14 protein-coding genes and 1 tRNA gene are annotated in these 18292 nt (G+C 42.1%); 7 read left to right on the forward strand and 8 right to left on the reverse strand.

The annotated features are described in order from the left end of the window. Nucleotides 1–82 precede the first annotated feature (82 nt). Nucleotides 83–1666: an OmpP1/FadL family transporter gene (locus tag GO493_RS13425; RefSeq protein WP_157306694.1), complete on the forward strand. Its 1584-nt coding sequence runs from the start codon at nucleotides 83–85 to the stop codon at nucleotides 1664–1666. Between the two features lie 54 nt (nucleotides 1667–1720). Here the strand turns inward: GO493_RS13425 and miaA are convergent, their stop codons facing one another. From miaA to GO493_RS13450, 5 genes are all read right to left on the reverse strand, one after another. After that, on the reverse strand, nucleotides 1721–2611 hold the full coding sequence (miaA, locus tag GO493_RS13430; protein WP_157306695.1) for a tRNA (adenosine(37)-N6)-dimethylallyltransferase MiaA: 891 nt from the start codon (nucleotides 2609–2611) through the stop codon (nucleotides 1721–1723). Next, nucleotides 2611–3189: an IS1096 element passenger TnpR family protein gene (locus GO493_RS13435; RefSeq protein ID WP_157306696.1), complete on the reverse strand. Its 579-nt coding sequence runs from the start codon at nucleotides 3187–3189 to the stop codon at nucleotides 2611–2613. The genes miaA and GO493_RS13435 overlap by 1 nt, the downstream gene beginning before the upstream one ends. 121 nt (nucleotides 3190–3310) lie before the next feature. Further along, complete coding sequence (locus GO493_RS13440; RefSeq protein WP_198315705.1) at nucleotides 3311–4744, reverse strand: CCA tRNA nucleotidyltransferase; 1434 nt, start codon at nucleotides 4742–4744, stop codon at nucleotides 3311–3313. A 62-nt stretch (nucleotides 4745–4806) separates the two neighbouring features. Then, on the reverse strand, nucleotides 4807–5379 hold the full coding sequence (locus GO493_RS13445; RefSeq protein ID WP_157306698.1) for an L-threonylcarbamoyladenylate synthase: 573 nt from the start codon (nucleotides 5377–5379) through the stop codon (nucleotides 4807–4809). A gap of 3 nt (nucleotides 5380–5382) precedes the next feature. After that, complete coding sequence (locus tag GO493_RS13450; protein WP_157306699.1) at nucleotides 5383–6513, reverse strand: glycosyltransferase family 4 protein; 1131 nt, start codon at nucleotides 6511–6513, stop codon at nucleotides 5383–5385. 83 nt (nucleotides 6514–6596) lie between these two features. Between GO493_RS13450 and GO493_RS13455 the strand changes: the two genes are divergently transcribed. From GO493_RS13455 to eptA, 5 genes are all read left to right on the forward strand, one after another. Further along, on the forward strand, nucleotides 6597–7409 hold the full coding sequence (locus tag GO493_RS13455) for a 2,3,4,5-tetrahydropyridine-2,6-dicarboxylate N-succinyltransferase (protein ID WP_157306700.1): 813 nt from the start codon (nucleotides 6597–6599) through the stop codon (nucleotides 7407–7409). 120 nt (nucleotides 7410–7529) lie between these two features. After that, nucleotides 7530–7616, forward strand: a tRNA-Leu gene (locus tag GO493_RS13460). 73 nt (nucleotides 7617–7689) lie between these two features. Then, nucleotides 7690–8778: an AAA family ATPase gene (locus GO493_RS13465; RefSeq protein ID WP_157306701.1), complete on the forward strand. Its 1089-nt coding sequence runs from the start codon at nucleotides 7690–7692 to the stop codon at nucleotides 8776–8778. Continuing rightward, nucleotides 8766–9350: a DUF4276 family protein gene (locus GO493_RS13470; RefSeq protein WP_157306702.1), complete on the forward strand. Its 585-nt coding sequence runs from the start codon at nucleotides 8766–8768 to the stop codon at nucleotides 9348–9350. Before GO493_RS13465 ends, GO493_RS13470 begins: the two co-directional genes overlap by 13 nt. Before the next feature lie 132 nt (nucleotides 9351–9482). Continuing rightward, nucleotides 9483–11012 (forward strand): phosphoethanolamine--lipid A transferase EptA, encoded by a 1530-nt coding sequence (gene eptA, locus GO493_RS13475; protein WP_157306703.1) that lies wholly within the window; start codon nucleotides 9483–9485, stop codon nucleotides 11010–11012. 308 nt (nucleotides 11013–11320) lie between these two features. Here eptA and GO493_RS13480 read toward each other — a convergent pair whose 3' ends face one another. The 3 genes from GO493_RS13480 to GO493_RS13490 all read right to left on the reverse strand — a co-directional run bounded on the left by GO493_RS13480 (nucleotide 11321) and on the right by GO493_RS13490 (nucleotide 14707). Then, on the reverse strand, nucleotides 11321–12211 hold the full coding sequence (locus tag GO493_RS13480) for an NmrA/HSCARG family protein (RefSeq protein ID WP_157306704.1): 891 nt from the start codon (nucleotides 12209–12211) through the stop codon (nucleotides 11321–11323). A 91-nt stretch (nucleotides 12212–12302) separates the two neighbouring features. Beyond that, a complete protein-coding gene (locus GO493_RS13485; protein ID WP_157306705.1) occupies nucleotides 12303–12884 on the reverse strand; it encodes a Crp/Fnr family transcriptional regulator in 582 nt (193 codons plus the stop codon). 269 nt (nucleotides 12885–13153) lie between these two features. After that, nucleotides 13154–14707, reverse strand: coding sequence for a family 43 glycosylhydrolase (locus tag GO493_RS13490; RefSeq protein ID WP_157306706.1), 1554 nt, complete (start codon nucleotides 14705–14707; stop codon nucleotides 13154–13156). 399 nt (nucleotides 14708–15106) lie between these two features. Here GO493_RS13490 and GO493_RS13495 point away from each other — a divergent pair, with 399 nt between their 5' ends. Continuing rightward, nucleotides 15107–18292 carry a ligand-binding sensor domain-containing protein gene (locus tag GO493_RS13495; RefSeq protein WP_157306707.1) on the forward strand — a complete coding sequence of 1062 codons (3186 nt, stop codon included), beginning with the start codon at nucleotides 15107–15109 and terminating at the stop codon, nucleotides 18290–18292.

Here is an 18292-nt window from a genome sequence, read left to right on the forward strand (position 1 = left end):
ACCTGATCATTGAAATTTATTATAAAATCTACCCTGGTCAAAAGCCAGGGTATTTTTTAACCCTTAATCATACTCTACAATTATGGTAAAAAGATTAGTGTTAGTGGCTGCTCTGTCAGGTTGCTGCTATACTCTGCAGGCCCAGACAATTGACGACGCTTTACGATTCGGCAGCAGCGATCTTTCCGGTACTACCCGCGGGCAATCCGTAGGCGGGGCATTGGGCTCGCTGGGCGGTGAAGTTTCTTCCCTCTTCGTAAACCCGGCAGGCGTAGGTTTCTTCAGAACTAATGACTTCTCCTTCACCCTTGGCTTACAGAACGTAAACAATAAAGGCACTTACCTGGGTAGTACTGCGAGCGATAATAAAACTGTTCCAAACATTACCAACGCTACCATGATCTTTGGCGGCCGCAGGAAAAAACCGGATAGTAAGTGGCAGAACTTCAGCTTTGGATTTGGCTTTAACCGTACTGCCAATTACAATGAAAGAGTGTATTATACAGGTAACAACAATACCTCTTCTCTTTCACTGAACTATGCTACTGCGGCTAATGCTGCTAATATCACAAATCCTGACGTACAGCTGGGCACTAATCCTGACAACATGATCGGGTCCCTGGCACATACTTCTGTGCTGGCATACCAGACTTACCTGATAAACGGCTTTGAAGATGGCAGCGGTAATTATATCGGTGGCTTCTACTCAGCTGCACAGGCTACAGATTCCAGTATTAATGTAAAACAGGAGAACATTGTGAACTCCAAAGGTTCTAATAATGAACTCTCTTTTGCCTTCGGTGCTAACTACAACGATCAGCTGTACCTGGGTGGTAGCATAGGTTTCCCTATCATTTCCTTTGAAAGGGATAAAGGATGGCAGGAAACAAATATCAATACTGTGACTGCGGGACTGAACAACTTCATTGTTACAGAGTACTTGAAAACAGAAGGAACCGGCGCTAATTTCAAACTGGGCGCTATCTATAAACCCATTAAGTCCCTGAATCTCGGCGCTACTTTCCACTCCCCTTCCTGGCTCACTTTCACAGATACGTATAGTACTGTTATGTCGGCCGATACCAAGATCTATGGTGGTGTGAGAACTGCTTCTTCAACTGAGAGCAACAATGGTTATGATGATGAATCCAAATATACCATCAGAACTCCATGGAAAGGTGTAGTAAGCGCTACTTACCTCTTCGCTCCTTCTGCTGATACGCGCAGGCCTACAGGTTTTATCTCTGTAGACTATGAATACATGGACTATGCTTCCATGAAGATGCGTTTCAAGAACGGTTTCAGCACGGACAGGGATGATACCGAAGCAAGGAACGACGCTATCCGCAGCACCTACCAGGGCGCTTCCAATATCCGTATTGGTGGCGAGCTGAAACTCCATGTTATTGCGTTCAGGCTGGGTTACGCCAACTATGGCAGTCCTTATAAGAACAGTGCTTTTGATGGCGCCCGTCAGTATTACACAGGAGGTATCGGTTACCGTAACCAGGGTTTCTACCTGGACCTGGGCTTTGTATACGGTACCAGCAAACGTCTGGAGCAGCCTTATGTCCTGGATGACACTTCCTTCTATAAAGATCCGTCACCTGCCAGCATCAAAACCAATACTTCCAATGTACTGGCTACTGTTGGCTGGAAGTTCTGATATTTTAGCAGGAGCCACATAAAAAACGCGTTTGCTGTATGGCAAACGCGTTTTTTATGATACATAATCGAGCACTCCCTGCGTATCTGAAGGATGGAACCAGCGGATATCCGGGTCTTTCCTGAACCAGGTGAGCTGCCGCTTGGCATATTGCCGTGTATGGATAATGATCTGTTCTACTGTCTGTTCCCAGGTCAGCGATCCATCTATATAATCAAACACTTCTTTATACCCTACAGTCTGCAATGCGTTGTGTGAGCGGTATGGCAGTACTGAGCGTACTTCTTCCAGCAACCCGTCTGCCACCATCTGGTGTACCCGTTTTTCTATGTTGGCGTGTAACTGTTCTTTAGGGAGGGTGATACCAGCTTTAATAATACGAAAGTCCCTTTCCGCAGTTTTTCCTGTCCTGAAAGTGGTGATAGACCTGCCTGTGGCATAAAGTACTTCCAGCGCCCTTATCAGCCGGCTGGGGTTATGGATCTCAGCTACAGCATAAAAGGCGGGATCTTTTTCCCGGACCTCCTGTTGCAGCCAGGTAATGCCTTTATCTTCATATAACCGGTTCAGCTCCTGCCGTATGGCGGGAGGAATTGCGGGCATATCATCAATACCTTCACAAAAGGCTTTGATATACAATCCGGTACCGCCGCACATAACAACAACATCATGCTGTTGCCATACATCATGCGCATATTGCAATGCCAGCTTTTCAAAAATGCCGGCGTTGACTTCTTCCTGTATGGAATGTGAATTAATAAAATAGTGGGGAACAGTATGCAGCTCCTGCTCACCTGGCTTTGCAGTCCCTATGCTTATTTCGCGGTAACACTGGCGGGAATCTGCTGAGATAACGGCTGTATCAAAATGTTGAGCGATACGTATTGCCATTGCCGTTTTACCCGCCGCTGTAGGTCCGGGAATTATGATAACCGTTTTACCCATTAATACATTTCGTCACTGTTGCTATCTTCTGCGCCTTCATCCTCGCTGTCTGTATTATCCTCTTCTTCACCTTCTTCGCCAAAACCATCTTCACTCATCCCCTCTTTATTCAGGTCATATTTTTCTTCCATTTCCACCAGCTTGTCTCCTACCAGTCCTTTTGTACCGTACTGGCTGGGTGCTAAGCCTTCTTTTCTTGCGCAGAAAGGGTATGTAATACGGGAGTTCTCATCTTTAGACACACCTATCAGTTCTACCAGGAAAGTCCAGTTCTTGGCAAAATCGTAGAGGTAGATGAATTTCTGGTTAGGTGTTTTTACGGCCGCTGCAATGGGAGTATCTTCCATCAGCAATGGATCGACCTTGCGGGGAGTGTTATCCTGTTCAAGGATGATCTCCCTGCCCCGTTGCCAGTTGTCATTGCTACGGAAGAAGGTGGCTTTGTGCTTATTGTCGAATTCGAACGATTGTAAGATCGATTGGTGAAACTGTAAAAATGTCTGGTCTGGTTTAATGGAGATATCCCTGTACACACTTTCATCTTCTTCCCAATAAACTCTGAATTTCAAAACAGGCATGACAACAAAAGGTTTTATGAATGATCTGGTGTTACGGTGTTTAAGGTGAATATGCAAACATCGCACCTTAATATCGGAACAGGTAGCATTAACATTATTTAACACTACTAAATTAACACTTTTATTTAACTGGCGTTAAATCCATCTCTTTCGCTTTTTCCAGCAGGAAGGCGTACGCGGCCTCATAGGTGTTGGCGATGACCCCGTCCAGGATGGCTTCGCGGATGGCATTTTTAAGATCGCCCACAGCACGGGATGGAGGCAGCCCGAAGGTTTCCATGATCATCTCTCCGGTAACCGGCGGCTGCCAGTTGCGGATACGGTCACTTTCCTCTACTTCTTTAAGTCGTTGACGTACAAGTTCAAAATTTTCGAGGTAACGTTTTACTTTCGCTTTGTTCTTGGAGGTGATATCTGCTTCGCAGAGCATCATCAATCCTTCAATATCATCTCCTGCATCAAACAGCAGCCGGCGTATAGCAGAGTCGGTTATATTCTCTTTTGTCAGGCTGATAGGGCGCAAATGCAGTTCTACCAGCTTTTTCACCAGGCGCATACTTTCATGCAGCGGCAGTTTCATTTTGGAAAAGATACGGGGTACCATCTTACCTCCCACCGCATCGTGCCCATGGAAAGTCCAGCCATGGCCCTGCTCAAAACGTTTGGTAGCCGGTTTACCTATATCGTGCAGCAGGGCAGCCCAGCGCAGCCATAAATCGCGCGTATTGCGGGAAATATTATCCACTACCTGCAGGGTGTGATAGAAATTATCTTTATGCCCTTTGCCTTCCAGCATCTCCACGCCTACCAGGTCTATCATCTGGGGCAGGATGATCTTCATGATACCTGCTTTATATAACAGGTCCAGTCCTACGGAAGGTACCGGCGACAGCATGATCTTATTGAACTCGTCCGTGATCCTTTCCTGGGAGATGATCTTTATCCTTTCAGCATTGTCCTTTATAGCTTTAAATGCTTCAGGAGCAATGACAAATTGCAGCTGGGAAGCGAAGCGGATAGCCCGCATCATACGCAGCGGATCGTCTATGAATGTCTGTTCCGGTTCCAGCGGGGTACGGATGATCTTTGCATCCATATCTGCCAGTCCGTTAAAAGGATCCAACAGGCTGCCATAGTCTTCTTCATTGAGGCTGATAGCCAGCGCATTAATGGTAAAATCCCTGCGCAGCTGATCGTCTCTCAATGTACCCGGCTCTACTTCAGGATTCCTGGAATTGTGCCGGTAGCTTTCTTTCCTGGCGCCAACAAATTCAATTTCAAGGTCGTTTGTTTTCACCTGGGCCGTACCATATGTCTTAAAAAAGCTGACAGGTGCGTTATCAAACAACTCTCCTACTTTATGTGCAAGGGCAATACCATCTCCTACACATACCACATCCATGTCTTTGGTCCGTCTGTTCAGTAGTTTATCCCGCACAAAGCCCCCGATCAGATAACAGGGCACACCCAGTTCCCTGGCGGCTAACGCTATCTGTTCCAATACTTTCCGTTCCTGTAAAGTACAGGGAATATCTATAGGCTTTCTACTGATCATAAATGAATAAAACCGCAAAAGTAGGATTTTTAGTCCATAGACCATAGTCCAAGGTTGGAAGACTAGGGCCTTATCACGGTAACGCTGCCATCACGGTGCATTTTGATAATGCGGGAGGCTTGCCTGGGCGTCGTATCGCCTTGCCTGTAAGAAACAACATAATCTACGCCATCTTTTATAACAGGATCTATATCGCCATAGAAAGCAGGCGATGGTTGTCCGCTGAGATTGGCGGAAGTAGATACCAGCGGTTTACGCAGTCTTTTTACAAGATGCCGGCAGAAGGGATCTTTCACTATGCGGATGGCAACGGTGCCATCTTCATTGATCACATTCGGGGCAAGGTCCAGCGCTCCTTCGTATATCACTGTGGTGGGACGGTCAAACCCGGCAATAATATCTGCTATATCCGGACTGGGATGCGCTACATATTTCAGGAGGTCTCTCACCTCAGCCAGTAATATGACCAGGCTTTTAGCTTCCGGCCGCTGCTTAAGGGCAAAGACCTTTTTAACGGCATTTTCGTCTGTTGCATCGCATCCTATCCCCCATATTGTATCGGTAGGATAAAGGATCAGTCCTCCGTTACGTAGCGCCTGCAGGGAGGCTGTTACATCGTTCTCGAAATCAGTCATACTTTATAAACTTTCATAGACCTTCATTACTTCCGCGGCGCATTTCTCCCGCGTAAATAACTGGGCATGTACCCATCCTTTCTCTTTCATATCAGTGGCCAGTGCTTTATCACTGGCTATACGCCGCATAGCTTCTGCCAGCGTACCAGGTTGTAAAGGATCAATATATAATGCAGCATCACCAGCTGTTTCACCGAAGCAGGAGCCTGCTGAAGTGATGACAGGTGTGCGGCTCCACAGGGCTTCCAGGATGGGAATGCCAAAGCCTTCGAATATAGAGGGATAGATCAGCGCTTCCGCACCCTGGTATAACAGGGGCACATCAGCATCAACGATCCGTGCCTGTTCATTCAGCCAGATAACGCGGTCTTTCAGGTCATGCTGTTCAATAAATGCCTTCACTTTTTTCTTGTAGGTGCTGCCGCCGCCAAGTACTACCAGCGGAATATCCACCTCTCCTTTCAGCTGTAACATGGCATTCAGGATACCCAGCAGGTTTTTCCGTTCAATGATAGAACCTACATACAGGAAATAAACGGGGGGGAGCCTGTAACGGGATTTCATTGCCTCTATAGCTGCGTCTTCGCTCACCTTTCCAAATGCTTCGTCGCAGCTCTGGTAGGCTACCACTATTTTCTCCGCCGGTGTTTTATAGTAATGAATGATATCCTGCCTGGTCTGTTCGCTGATGGCAATCACTTTATCTGCATGTTCACAGGCATATTTAGCCTTACGGCGGTAAGTCATGACATCGATGGGATTGTACTGACCGGGGTATCTTTCAAAGATCAGATCATGCATGGTCACCACGCTTTTTACGCCGCTTTCATGGATGCCAAAGGGAACTTCATGGCTCAACCCATGATAGATGTCCATGTTCTTCTGCACCAGCTCTCCTACTACATACTTGCTGCGCCATGCGCTGCGAAACCAGCGGTGCAGCAGCTTCTGGGGCAGCACGGAGTGCATGTTGGCATAAACGGAGGCATTGTACATGCCTGTAAGCTTAGGCGCATACAGGTAGTAATTATGCATAGGATAATACGTGGCAAGGGAAGATATCAGCGTGCGGCTGTAATTTCCCAATCCTGTATTGTTCTGGTAAACCCGTTTGGCATCAAAGGCGATGTTCATGGTAGTGTTTAAAGGGTAGTAAAGGTAAGAAATAGCTACTAGCTTATGTCTTTTGCTTATGTTTGTGAAAAATTTCTTTACAGATGGAGCAAAAACAACAAATACTGGCCGCCTGGAACGACCGCAGCTTACTGCAGGAAAGCCGTTACAGCGACGCTATAAAATGCGTGATCGAGGCTGTAGACAAAGGCAAAGTCAGAGTGGCAGAACCTACGGAAAATGGTTGGGTAGTGAATGAGTGGGTAAAACAAGCCATCCTGATGTACTTTGCCATACAACCAATGGAAACCATAGATCTCTCTCCATTCGAGTTCTATGATAAAATGAAACTGAAATCCAATTATAAGGACCTGGGCGTACGTGTGGTACCTCACGCCATTGCCCGCTACGGTGCTTTCATTGGTAAGGGCGCTATCCTGATGCCTTCTTACGTGAATATCGGCGCTTATGTAGATGAGGGTACCATGGTAGATACCTGGGCTACTGTAGGCTCCTGTGCACAGATCGGCAAGCATGTTCACCTGAGTGGTGGTGTTGGTATTGGCGGTGTGCTGGAACCTCTGCAGGCAAGCCCGGTTATCATTGAAGATGGTTGTTTTATCGGTTCCCGTTGTATAGTTGTGGAAGGTGTTGTTGTAGAGAAAGAAGCTGTACTGGGTGCTAATGTGGTATTGACGCAGAGCACCAAAATCATTGATGTGAGCGGCACAGAGCCTGTAGAATACAAAGGCCGTGTACCGGCACGCAGCGTGGTAATTCCTGGTACTTACGCCAAGAAATTCCCTGCAGGCGAATATAATGTTAACTGTGCACTGATCATTGGTCAGCGTAAAGCTTCAACAGATCTGAAAACCAGCCTGAACGATACACTGAGGGAATTCAACGTATCTGTATAAGGTTAATGATATTCATATTTCTGAGGCCGCCAGGATAATTTCTGGCGGCTTTTTTATATTAATATTTGGAATATTTAAAAAAGATTGTACCTTTGCAATCCCTTAACACGGAATCAAGATGCCCAGATGGCGAAATTGGTAGACGCACTGTGTTCAGGTCGCAGCGCTCGCAAGGGTGTGCTGGTTCGAATCCAGTTCTGGGCACCAAAAATTGGCGAAAAGGCTAGAGTTTTACTCTGGCCTTTTCTTGTTTTAGGTAGTTTAGATGTATTTTTAATGTATGAGAATTAAGAAACTTCATATCAGAAACTTTAAATCTCTGGTGGATTTCGAATTGGAGAACCTACCAGCTTTTGCTGCCATTGTTGGTCCTAATGCAAGCGGCAAGAGTAATATTTTTGAAGCGTTGGAGTTCACTAATTATGTTTGTCGATTCCCTTTTGAAGCTACCTCTTTTTTTGGAGGGATAAAAAGTATTTATTCCTACCAGGCTCCTGCAAATAGCCCTCTGAGATTCAATTATCAGTTTGATGACAATATTCTGATCGATTTTACATTTTTGTTGACGAAGCAAAAAATTGATGGCTTTGATGATACATATGCAATAGCCTCCTCTCCTGTTTTAACCCTGGAAAATGAAGAAGATAAGTTTACGGTCCTTGACATTAGAGATAAGACTAAGCGGGAAGCTTTTCTAACTATATTGAAAAACAAACAGCTTTCATACAATAACGAATTTGAGATCTTCATTGATAATTTTTCAAGATTATTTGTTGGAAAAACCTTTTTAAACAGGAGTTCTCAACTACAATCCAGGTTACATACAGACGCTTCTAACCTGTCTCAGATCCTTGGGCAAATTCTCGATGATAAGGCCCGAAAAGATGAATTTGTAGAATGGCTGCAAATCCTGATTCCTGAGTTTAAAAACATTGAAATAAAGAAATCCAATCTGGATGGCAGTTTTGAGTTTTTTCTATATGAAAAGACATCAGACAAACCATTTCCGAAATACCTGATATCTGACGGTACAAACAATATACTCGCTTTAATGGCTGCTGTATACCAGACCGATAAGCCACAGTTTTTATGTATTGAGGAACCCGAGAATGGGCTGCATCCACAGGCTATACAGCTATTAGTAGATTTCTTCCGGGAAAAAAGTGAGGAGAAAGGACATCACATATTGTTGAACACACACTCCCAAACACTGGTGAGATGCCTGGAGCCTCAAGAAATTATCCTGGTGAATAAAGTAAATGGAGCTACTATTGCCAAACAACTAACCAAAGAAGATGCTGTTAACATAAAGACAGACGAAGCATGGCTTTCAAATGCTTTTGGAGGAGGCGTTCTATGGTCAAAATAGGTTTTATTGTAGAAGGGCAAACTGAGTTAATCCTGATCCAATCCACAGCATTTAAAAACTTTCTTTCCCATAATAATATTGAACTGGTAAACGTCATTAATGCAGATGGCTCCGGCAATCTGTTACCACACAATATTGAAGGATATATTCAGATACTGGAAAAAAGTGGTGCAGAGAAAATATTTATATTGACAGACCTGGATAGGGATATTTGTATTACCAAAACAAAAGAACGAATTTCAGCACGCCCGCAGGATATTGTTATCATTGCTGTCAAAACCATTGAAGCCTGGTTTCTTGCATGTACGCCAGTAATGCAATTACTGCTGGATGATATGACTTTTTCCTTTCCTGAACCGGAGAAGGAAGATGTTCCTTTCCAAACTATTAATGATTTATTAATCCATTACACAGGCAGAGGAATTGGCAGAGCCGCAGGGAAAATAAAACTGGTAACACGGTTATTGAAGCTGGGACTGGACCTGAGCTTGTCAGCCAGTCATGCAAACTGTCCCAGTGTTAAATATTTCATGCAGAAAATCAGTGAAGTTGCCAGGACCGCTACAGCTTAAAAAACATTAGAACTTATTGAATTGCGACACGCCGGTTTCGTTTTGTGTCAAATCAGGTAAAATTAACAAAAATTTGATACTATTATAAATTTTACTAATTTCAGCGCCATTTTTTGTTTTACAAAATGGTTTATGAGGTTATTAAAAGATAATATAAAAATCATTCACTTTTCTCTATTAATAAGTTGTCTTAACTTCTTATTCTTTCATTTTCCCTTTTTCAAATTTATTTTTAATAATGTTGATTATAAGGGTTTTGGCGGCATTTCCATTATTATTTGCTTTGTTATCCTAATGGTGGTTGCAAATTCTTTTGTCTTTTTTTTGATATTCTTTCTATTACGCTTTGTAGGAAAAATTATCCTGGCATTACTCTTTATTTTCAGCGCAATTGCAGTTTACTTTATTAATACTTATGGTATTATAATAGATGCAGAAATGATGGGTAATGTGCTAAATACCAATTATGCTGAGGCGTCTGGTTTCTTTTCCATAAAATTACTGCTCTATATAATTCTGCTTGGTGTTATTCCTGCCATTATTATCATAAAAGCCAAAATAGTATATGTAACATTCAAGCGATTTTTAGTCATCGTTTTAGCTAGTTTATTATTTATGCTAGCTGTAGTATTTGCGAATTCTCAAAATTGGTTGTGGGTTGATAAAAATTCAAAAGTATTAGGTGGGCTTGCAATGCCATGGAGTTACACAGTAAATCTCTCCCTGTTTTTTGTACATAAACAACAGGAAAATGAAAAGGAAATATTGTTGCCTGATGCTATCATAAAAGATAACCGGAAATCGGTTGTTGTCTTAGTGATAGGAGAATCCGCAAGAAGTGAAAATTTTTCTTTATACGGGTACAGTAAAAATACAAATCCATTACTTTCAAAAACCCCTGGTGTATTTCATTTTAATGCTACCTCCTGCGCCACCTATACTACTGCAGGTGTAAAGTGTATTTTAGAAGCTAAAAATACCGGCGAGTTGTATGAGATTTTACCCAATTATTTATATAGAAATGGCGTTGAGGTTGTCTGGAGAACCACAAACTGGGGAGAACCACCTGTTCATATAAAAAATTACCTGAAAAAAGACGTGCTGATGAAAGATTGTAAAGGCGATGGATGCGACTATGATGAAGTTCTTTTAAATAACCTGAAAGAGCAAATAGCGGCAAGTACAAAAAACAAGATATTGGTAATATTGCACACAAGTACAAGTCATGGACCTGAGTATAACAAAAAATATCCGCCTCAGTTCGAAACTTTTAAGCCGGTCTGTAATAGCGTTGAATTAGCTAAATGTTCCAGTACAGAACTGATCAACGCTTATGACAATACGATTGCTTATACTGACTATATTTTATACAATGTAATTGAAGATTTAAAACAATTAAAGGAATATAGAAGTGCAATGATTTTTGTTTCCGACCATGGCGAATCTTTAGGAGAAAAAAATCTATACATGCATGGTTTGCCTTTAAGCCTGGCGCCGAAACAACAATATGACATTCCTTTTATAGTTTGGACATCTGACAACAGTTTAAAACAACTGAAGACAGAAAATTCATTGTCACAAGACTATGTATTTCACAGTGTTTTAAATTTTTTGAGCATACAAAGTCCTGTTTATAATGAGGGATTGAACATTTTTAAATAGCGGACGGCTATGACGAATTCCGGTTGATGTGGAAGATAACCTGTCAGCTTCTCCAAAATACTGTGCTGGATATCTCAAAGTATGGGGAAGCTTTTTGGCACGAAGCGATTGAGTAAGGACGATGCTCTTATTTTACCCAACTTATTAAAAATCAATACCAACTGGTTCGAAAATGATTCGCTACAGGGCACACGAAAAAAAGGCTTTAAGTCATTAAACTTGAAGCCTTTTTAGTTTGAACTAATTTTATATCTACGATACAATATTCAAATCATTGATCCAAAATTGTCTAAAACGGAAGTCAATCGTCACCCATGGTGAAGCGCGTTTAATTTAATCCATTCACTCAGCGGGATAAACGGCTCTGTTGAAATTTTTTTAGCCATTTGAATTCGAGCTTCTGAATTTGGCCCCATGTATGTATAAGACTCGAAATAAGCTAACAACTGGGCAACTGCTCCTGCTCCTTCAAAAAAACTGGAAAACACTTCTGTTGGAACCTGATTAAAACTATATTCTTTCCCGTTAGCTTTGAAAGCTTCCAAAACATCATTAAAACTATTCATTTCGGTAGATAGAGATAAATAGCTTCCTTTCCCCACCTTTTCAGGATTTAAAAACGCTCCTGCAACTACTTTCCCCAAGTCGCTGATATCTGCCATATGGATTACTTTCTTAGTTGGATCAATGGGCAGGGTCCAGCCAATAGAACCATCTTGTTGCTGTTGTGGCGCCAATTCTCCCATGAAGTTTTGAAAGTAACAAGGTGGCTGAACGAATGTATAATTTGCAAATCCGGCATTTTTTACAAACTCATCGACTTTTGCTTTTCCTGTAAATTGAGGAACATCAAACCGACCGTTACTAATTTTTTCAACGTTTGGTAAAGTAGACCAAACGAAGTGATTCACATTAGCTTTTTTTGCAGCTTCAACAGCTATATGTCCTTGTGCTAATTCATCTGCTCCTTCCCAAAAATTAGTCACTACAAATACACCGTAAGCATCTTTGAAAGCATTAGTTAATGATTCGAGGTCCATTAAATCACCTTGTACCACTTCATCAGCCTTGCCTTGATATTTATTCGGGTTTCGGGTAATGGCTCTAACTTTGAAAGAACCCTCCTTAATCAGAGCATTTACCACTCCTTTTCCTTGTAGACCAGTCGCACCAACGACCGCAATTATTTTCTTTCCCATCTTGAATGTTTAAAATTAATAACGACACAAAGATGGAGGCAATGCACCACATTCACCTATAAGGTAGTTTAAGAAAAAACCTTAATGTAGATTAAGATTTGGCGATCTTATTGCGGATGATACTAAGGAACTCTGGCGTTACACCCAGGTAGGAGGCTATCTGAACGTTAGAAATTCGATTAAAAAAGTGGGGGTGCCTTTTTAAAAAATCAAGATAACGCTCCTCTGCAGTGGAGCTGATATTTTGCAGAATTCTACGTTGAGCACTTACCAAAGCTTTTTCTGTAAGAACCCTGAAGATTTGGTTGAATGTCGGGCTATTATCGAAGAGTTTGATCTGATCCTCCTTTTTTAATTGAAGAACAATTGAATTCTCCAAAGCTTCTATGTACAGCCGACTCGGCTCCTCTGAATAGAAGCTGCCAATATCCGCAATCCACCAATTCTCAATAGCAAATTGCAGATTATGTTCTCTACCTTTTTCGTCCACCATGTACATTCTGAAACAGCCCTCAACTACAAACGTGTGGTGTTTGCATATATCGCCTTCCTGAAGGATAAATTGCCTTCGTTTAACTCTTCGCTCCTTGAAAGCTTCTTCCACAATAGATTTTTCTTCTTCATTTAAAGGAAGAAGATTTTCGAAATAGTTTATTAATGGTTCTAGTGTCATTTTTCAAATTCCCTACAACAATTCAATATACGTAACTTTTTATTCCAGTTAGGATTGATATCAGTGAAAATTGAAATAAATCCTGGATTTATGGGCAACTGCCATTTCACTGATTGATTTAAAGTGTTTCATCAAATTGATCTTAAAATTACAAATTAACGAAGAAAGAGGTTAATAAGTCTATCCGTATCTTTAGTGAAAGGAGCATGCAGATCTACTTAAACTTACACCAGGTTCAATTCCACATAAATATATGTTTCACAACCACATCAGTCACCTATCGGAATAGGGATATTAACACCCGTCGCTCCGGCTACACCAAAGTTTGGTGATCCATCTGAATTCCAGGTTAGTTTTTGTATTCTTGCCGGTCTGCCTCCGTTTGTAGTCGCAGCTACACTGCGCGCATGATACACAAACCAGTTTTCGGTATGCAGCACATTGTTTGCGTCGGTATAACTACTGGTGAAAAAGCCGTTGTGTCCTGGTCCATAAACATTGTTAGCATCATTTCTGACAAACACCTGCTTCTTATTTATCCAGTTGGCGGCAACTGTAGGATCACTTCCGCTTTTTAACTGTATCTGCGCCAGACAATAATTATCACTCGTATAACGGCTTGCTGAATATATAATGAATACCGGGCTGCTGGCATCTTTCTGCAGCATGATGGGACCTTCGTTTACACCAAGCCCTAATGAACTGGGCTCATATTTCTCCCAGGTATTGGTAGGCGATGATATTGCTACCCTGGCGCCACTGATAGTCCATGGGTTAGACATAGGAGCAAGGTAAATATATTGTTTATATTTGGTAGCCACATTCTCCCAGCCCGACCATATGAAGTAATTTTTCGTGCCAATGGTCAGCACCGAACCGTCAATAGCCCATTGATCAGTTGAATCAAATATCTTTCCTTTGAATGTCCATGTTCCGGTTGTTGGGTCAGCATTGGGATTCTCCAGCACGAACATGCGGTGATTATCATCGCCTCCAGCATCATCAGCAGCAAAATATATATACCACTTACCTGACAGGAAATGTAATTCAGGCGCCCATATATTAGATGAATACGCTGTACCTGTGGGAGGAGTCCAGACAATGGTCTCAGTCATAGCCGCCAGCAATGATATGGATGGGGTTTTCGTAATGCCTATCTTATTGCCTTTGGTATACAGGAAATAATAATACCCATTTCTTTGCGCTATGAAGGGATCAGGTCGGCTGGCAGCAATTAAAGGATTCTGAAAATTGAGGTTACGAAATTCAAAGAGATCCTGTGTACCTGTTACACTACTTTTCTGTCTGACTTTTCTGCCGGGTATACTATCTTCAGGATCAACAACCATTTTCATACCTGTTTGCTTGTTGGTCAGTGAAAAAACATTGTTACTGCCGGAATAGGCAATTGCCCAGCGTTGTGCATCAGAGCCATCATCAGTTCCCTGCTGTAATACCTCGCCGGAAGTTGCCGATGGCGACTGAAGGCATTTATTACTGGTAACATTGACCAGCTTATAATAAGTGGCATCGGTTTTTATAAGTTTCCATTTCTGCCCGTTATTGGGAAACCATCCCCACTGCTGAATTTTTGCACCTTCAGCGGTTGAGTTTCCGGTCACTTCAACTACCGGGCCGGCTGGTAATGAAGAGAAACCCCTGATACGATAGATAGCGCTATCTTCCAGTGTTCCCAATGGAGGGGCAACGCTGATAGCTTTAGGGAGACTCAACTGGGTAATACTCTCCGATTGCTTTTTATTACAACCGGCCGTAAGCAATGCGATGACAACAACAGTTCTGGTAAATAACTCGTTTTTCATAGAGAATTGTGGTTAAGTGATTGGATTTAGTGCCATTCAAAATAAACGAACGGATAGTACATAATCTGTTCAACTTTTTGTCGATTTATCCCAACTTACAATATTAAAAGAAGCAGAACAGACAATAGCACAGGGTTGAATTACATGTAAAATAACTATTATTGACAAATAGCCCCACACATGAGTACTTCTTCATGGAAGATGGCCCAATTAATAGCCTCTGGTAGAACGGTTATTACGGATTGATAACGAATGTTGTGGTGCATCCCCATGAATTACGAAGTTATGCGCTGCCTGTATGATGTACAAGTGGAGTTTCTTCCTTGAATCAGGTTCCAAAATTTTATCTGAACAGGATAGGACATTTGATCTCATATAGCTATATTTGGATCAGGCATTATGAGATTTCCACGTTATAATATTTTGCTGACTGTACTGTTATTGTTCACTATTTCTTCCTGTTTTGGCCAATATTACTTTAAGCATTACCAGGTGGATGATGGACTGGTACACAATTCGGTAACTACTATCATTCAGGATCGTACGGGTTTGATCTGGGTAGGCACCCGTGGTGGTTTGAACCGTTTTGACGGCTACTCATTTAAGGTTTACAAAAACAATAATGATCAATTCGGTAGCCTGGGAAATGATGTTATTAACTGTATAGCTGAGGATAAAAAAGGAATGATCTGGATAGCAACCGGCAAAGGGCTTTTTAAATACAACCCGTTCACAGAAGTGCTCACTGAGCTTGAAACTGATCCGAAAGAATATACCAACAATCTTATCATTGACAAGGATAACAACCTCTGGTTCCTTATTAAATTCTCACTCTACAAATACATTCAGGCAGAGGACAGGATGGTGAACCTGAAAATAAAGGCGTCTTGCATTGCGCTGGATTCAAATATGAATTTATGGATGGGCGACGATGATGGCAACATTCATATTTACGATCCAAATGAAAAGCCTGGTACCAGGATAAGGATCGTTGATAAAAGTCTGCCTGCAAATGCTCGATCTATCAGCAAAATATACCCGGTTCCTAACAAGGAACTATTGATAGGTTGCTTTAAACAGGGATTAAAAAGTTATGATACTAAAACCGGCATCGTCAAATCATTATCACTGGATGCTGATACGAATAAAGACATTTTTGTAAGAGACATTGCGGTAGATCATGATGGGCAATACTGGATCGCTACCGAATTAGGGATCTATATTTATAATTTAGCCACCGATAAAAGCATCTGCCTGAGAAAAAGGGCCGGCGACCCTTATGCACTGGCAGACAATGCTGTTTATGCTATATGCAGAGACAACCAGGGAGGTATGTGGGCCGGTACTTTCTTTGGCGGGCTAAATTATTATTCAAAGGCCAATGCCCGGTTTGAAAAATATTATCCGATACCAGGCGCTAATTCTATTTCAGGTAATGCGGTCAGGGAGATCTGCGCTGATAGCAGCGGCCACCTATGGGTCGGCACCGAAGATGCAGGGATCAACAAACTGGATCTGAAAACAGGCGCATTTACCAGCTATACTGATACAGGGAAAAAAGGGAGCATCTCCTATTCCAATATCCATGGTCTGCTTCCCTGGGGCAGGGAGCTATTTATCGGCCCTTTCTTACAGGGGATGGAAATCATGGATATGCGCACCGGTTTAATTACAGATCGTTTTAAACTGATTAGTGACAGCAAGGGCCGGATAAGTGATTTTGTCATTTCATTGCACCGTACACGGAACAATAAACTACTCGTAGGCACTGCCTATCGTAATGCCGGGCTATTTGAGTATGACAGACAACACAAAACCTTCAAACGTATCAATGAGATACCATACAACACTTACATCTTCGATATATTTGAAGACTCAAAAGGAAATATCTGGACAGGCAGTGTAAAGGAGGGTGCATTCTATTATAATCCTGCAACCGGCCAGCACGGTAATATACGTTTCAGCGATACGACAAAGGGCCATACTATTAATGAATACCCTGTCTATAAAATTTTTGAAGACAGTGAACATGCTTTATGGTTTGCCACCACCGGCTGTGGACTTATAAAACTGAGCCCTGACCGGAAAAGCACCAAAAGATATACTACCGCAAACGGACTGCCCGGCAATGTATTGTACAGCATACTGGAAGACGATTCAAAGCATTTGTGGATCAGTTCGTCCAAAGGCCTTATTTCATTTAAGCTGCATGCTGAACAGGTAAAAGTGTACACTAAAGCCAACGGATTGATCACGGACCAGTTCAACTACAACTCGGCATATAAACATAGCGATGGTAAAATGTACTTCGGCTCAGTTAAAGGTATGATAGCCTTTGATCCTGCACAATTTAACCAGAGAGAGCCCAGCCCTCCTACCTATATTACAGGTTTCCAGATCAATAATATTGAAACGATACCTGGTGGGCATAACAGTTCCCTTTCCAAATCTATTTTATACACAGACACCATTATATTGAAATATGATCAGAATAATTTCAGCATTGAGTTTGCCGCGTTGAACTATTCATCACCTGAAGCTACACGGTATAAATATTTAATGAAGGGTATTGATCAGCCATGGACTTATCTCACAACTAACCGCAAAGCCTATTTTACTGATCTTAGTCACGGCACTTATGAGTTTGTTGTTCACGCTGAAAGCAATACGGGAAGCTGGGAAGGCGAAGAAAGACGCCTGGTCATCAAAATTCTGCCTCCTTTCTGGAAAAGCAGGATAGCTTATATTTTATACCTGCTGCTCTCAGGCATGGTTATAATCCTTTCGGCCCGTCTGTATCGCCAATACCTGGAGCGTAAAAATTTGCGAAAGCTGCAATTGTTTGAACACGAAAAAGAAAAGGAAATATACCAGGCGAAGATCGAATTCTTTACGGGTATTACACATGAAATACAAACCCCACTTACGCTGATAGCGGGGCCAATAGAATGGTTGCTCAAGAAATTCAGCAATGATCCTGATGTTAAGAATAGCCTCACTATAGCAGAGAGAAACACCAGGCGGCTGACAGAACTGACCAACCAATTACTGGATTTTAGAAAAACTGAAGTGAGTCAGTTTAGCCTGAATTTTGTAAAAACTGATATTATTGTACTGATAAGTGATCTGCTGACGAGCTTTACAGAACAAGCTGCCAGGAACAAAATTAAGCTGGATGTTGTATTACCGGAAAAACACTTTATTGCTTTTGTAGACAGAGAGGCCTTCATTAAGATCTGTAGCAACATCCTGTCAAATGCTGTTAAATATGCAGATCGCAGCGCCATGATTAACATACACACTGTAAACGATACGGATGAATACTTTACCATCAGTTTTCACAACGATGGCAAAGGCATACCCGAAGAATTCAGAGAGGAGATCTTTAAGCCCTTTGTAAGGGTACGAGGTAATGACAAGCCGGGAACCGGTATCGGCCTATCGCTGGCCAAATCGCTCACTGAGTTGCACAATGGATCGCTGCGATTGATTTCCGGCGAGACTGACCTGGTAATTTTTGAACTACAACTTCCCATACATCAAAAGTTTGAATTTCAATTAAACAGTTGGAAAAAGATTAAATAG

Origin of the sequence: Chitinophaga tropicalis, assembly GCF_009758205.1 — a bacterium.
Taxonomy (GTDB): domain Bacteria; phylum Bacteroidota; class Bacteroidia; order Chitinophagales; family Chitinophagaceae; genus Chitinophaga; species Chitinophaga tropicalis.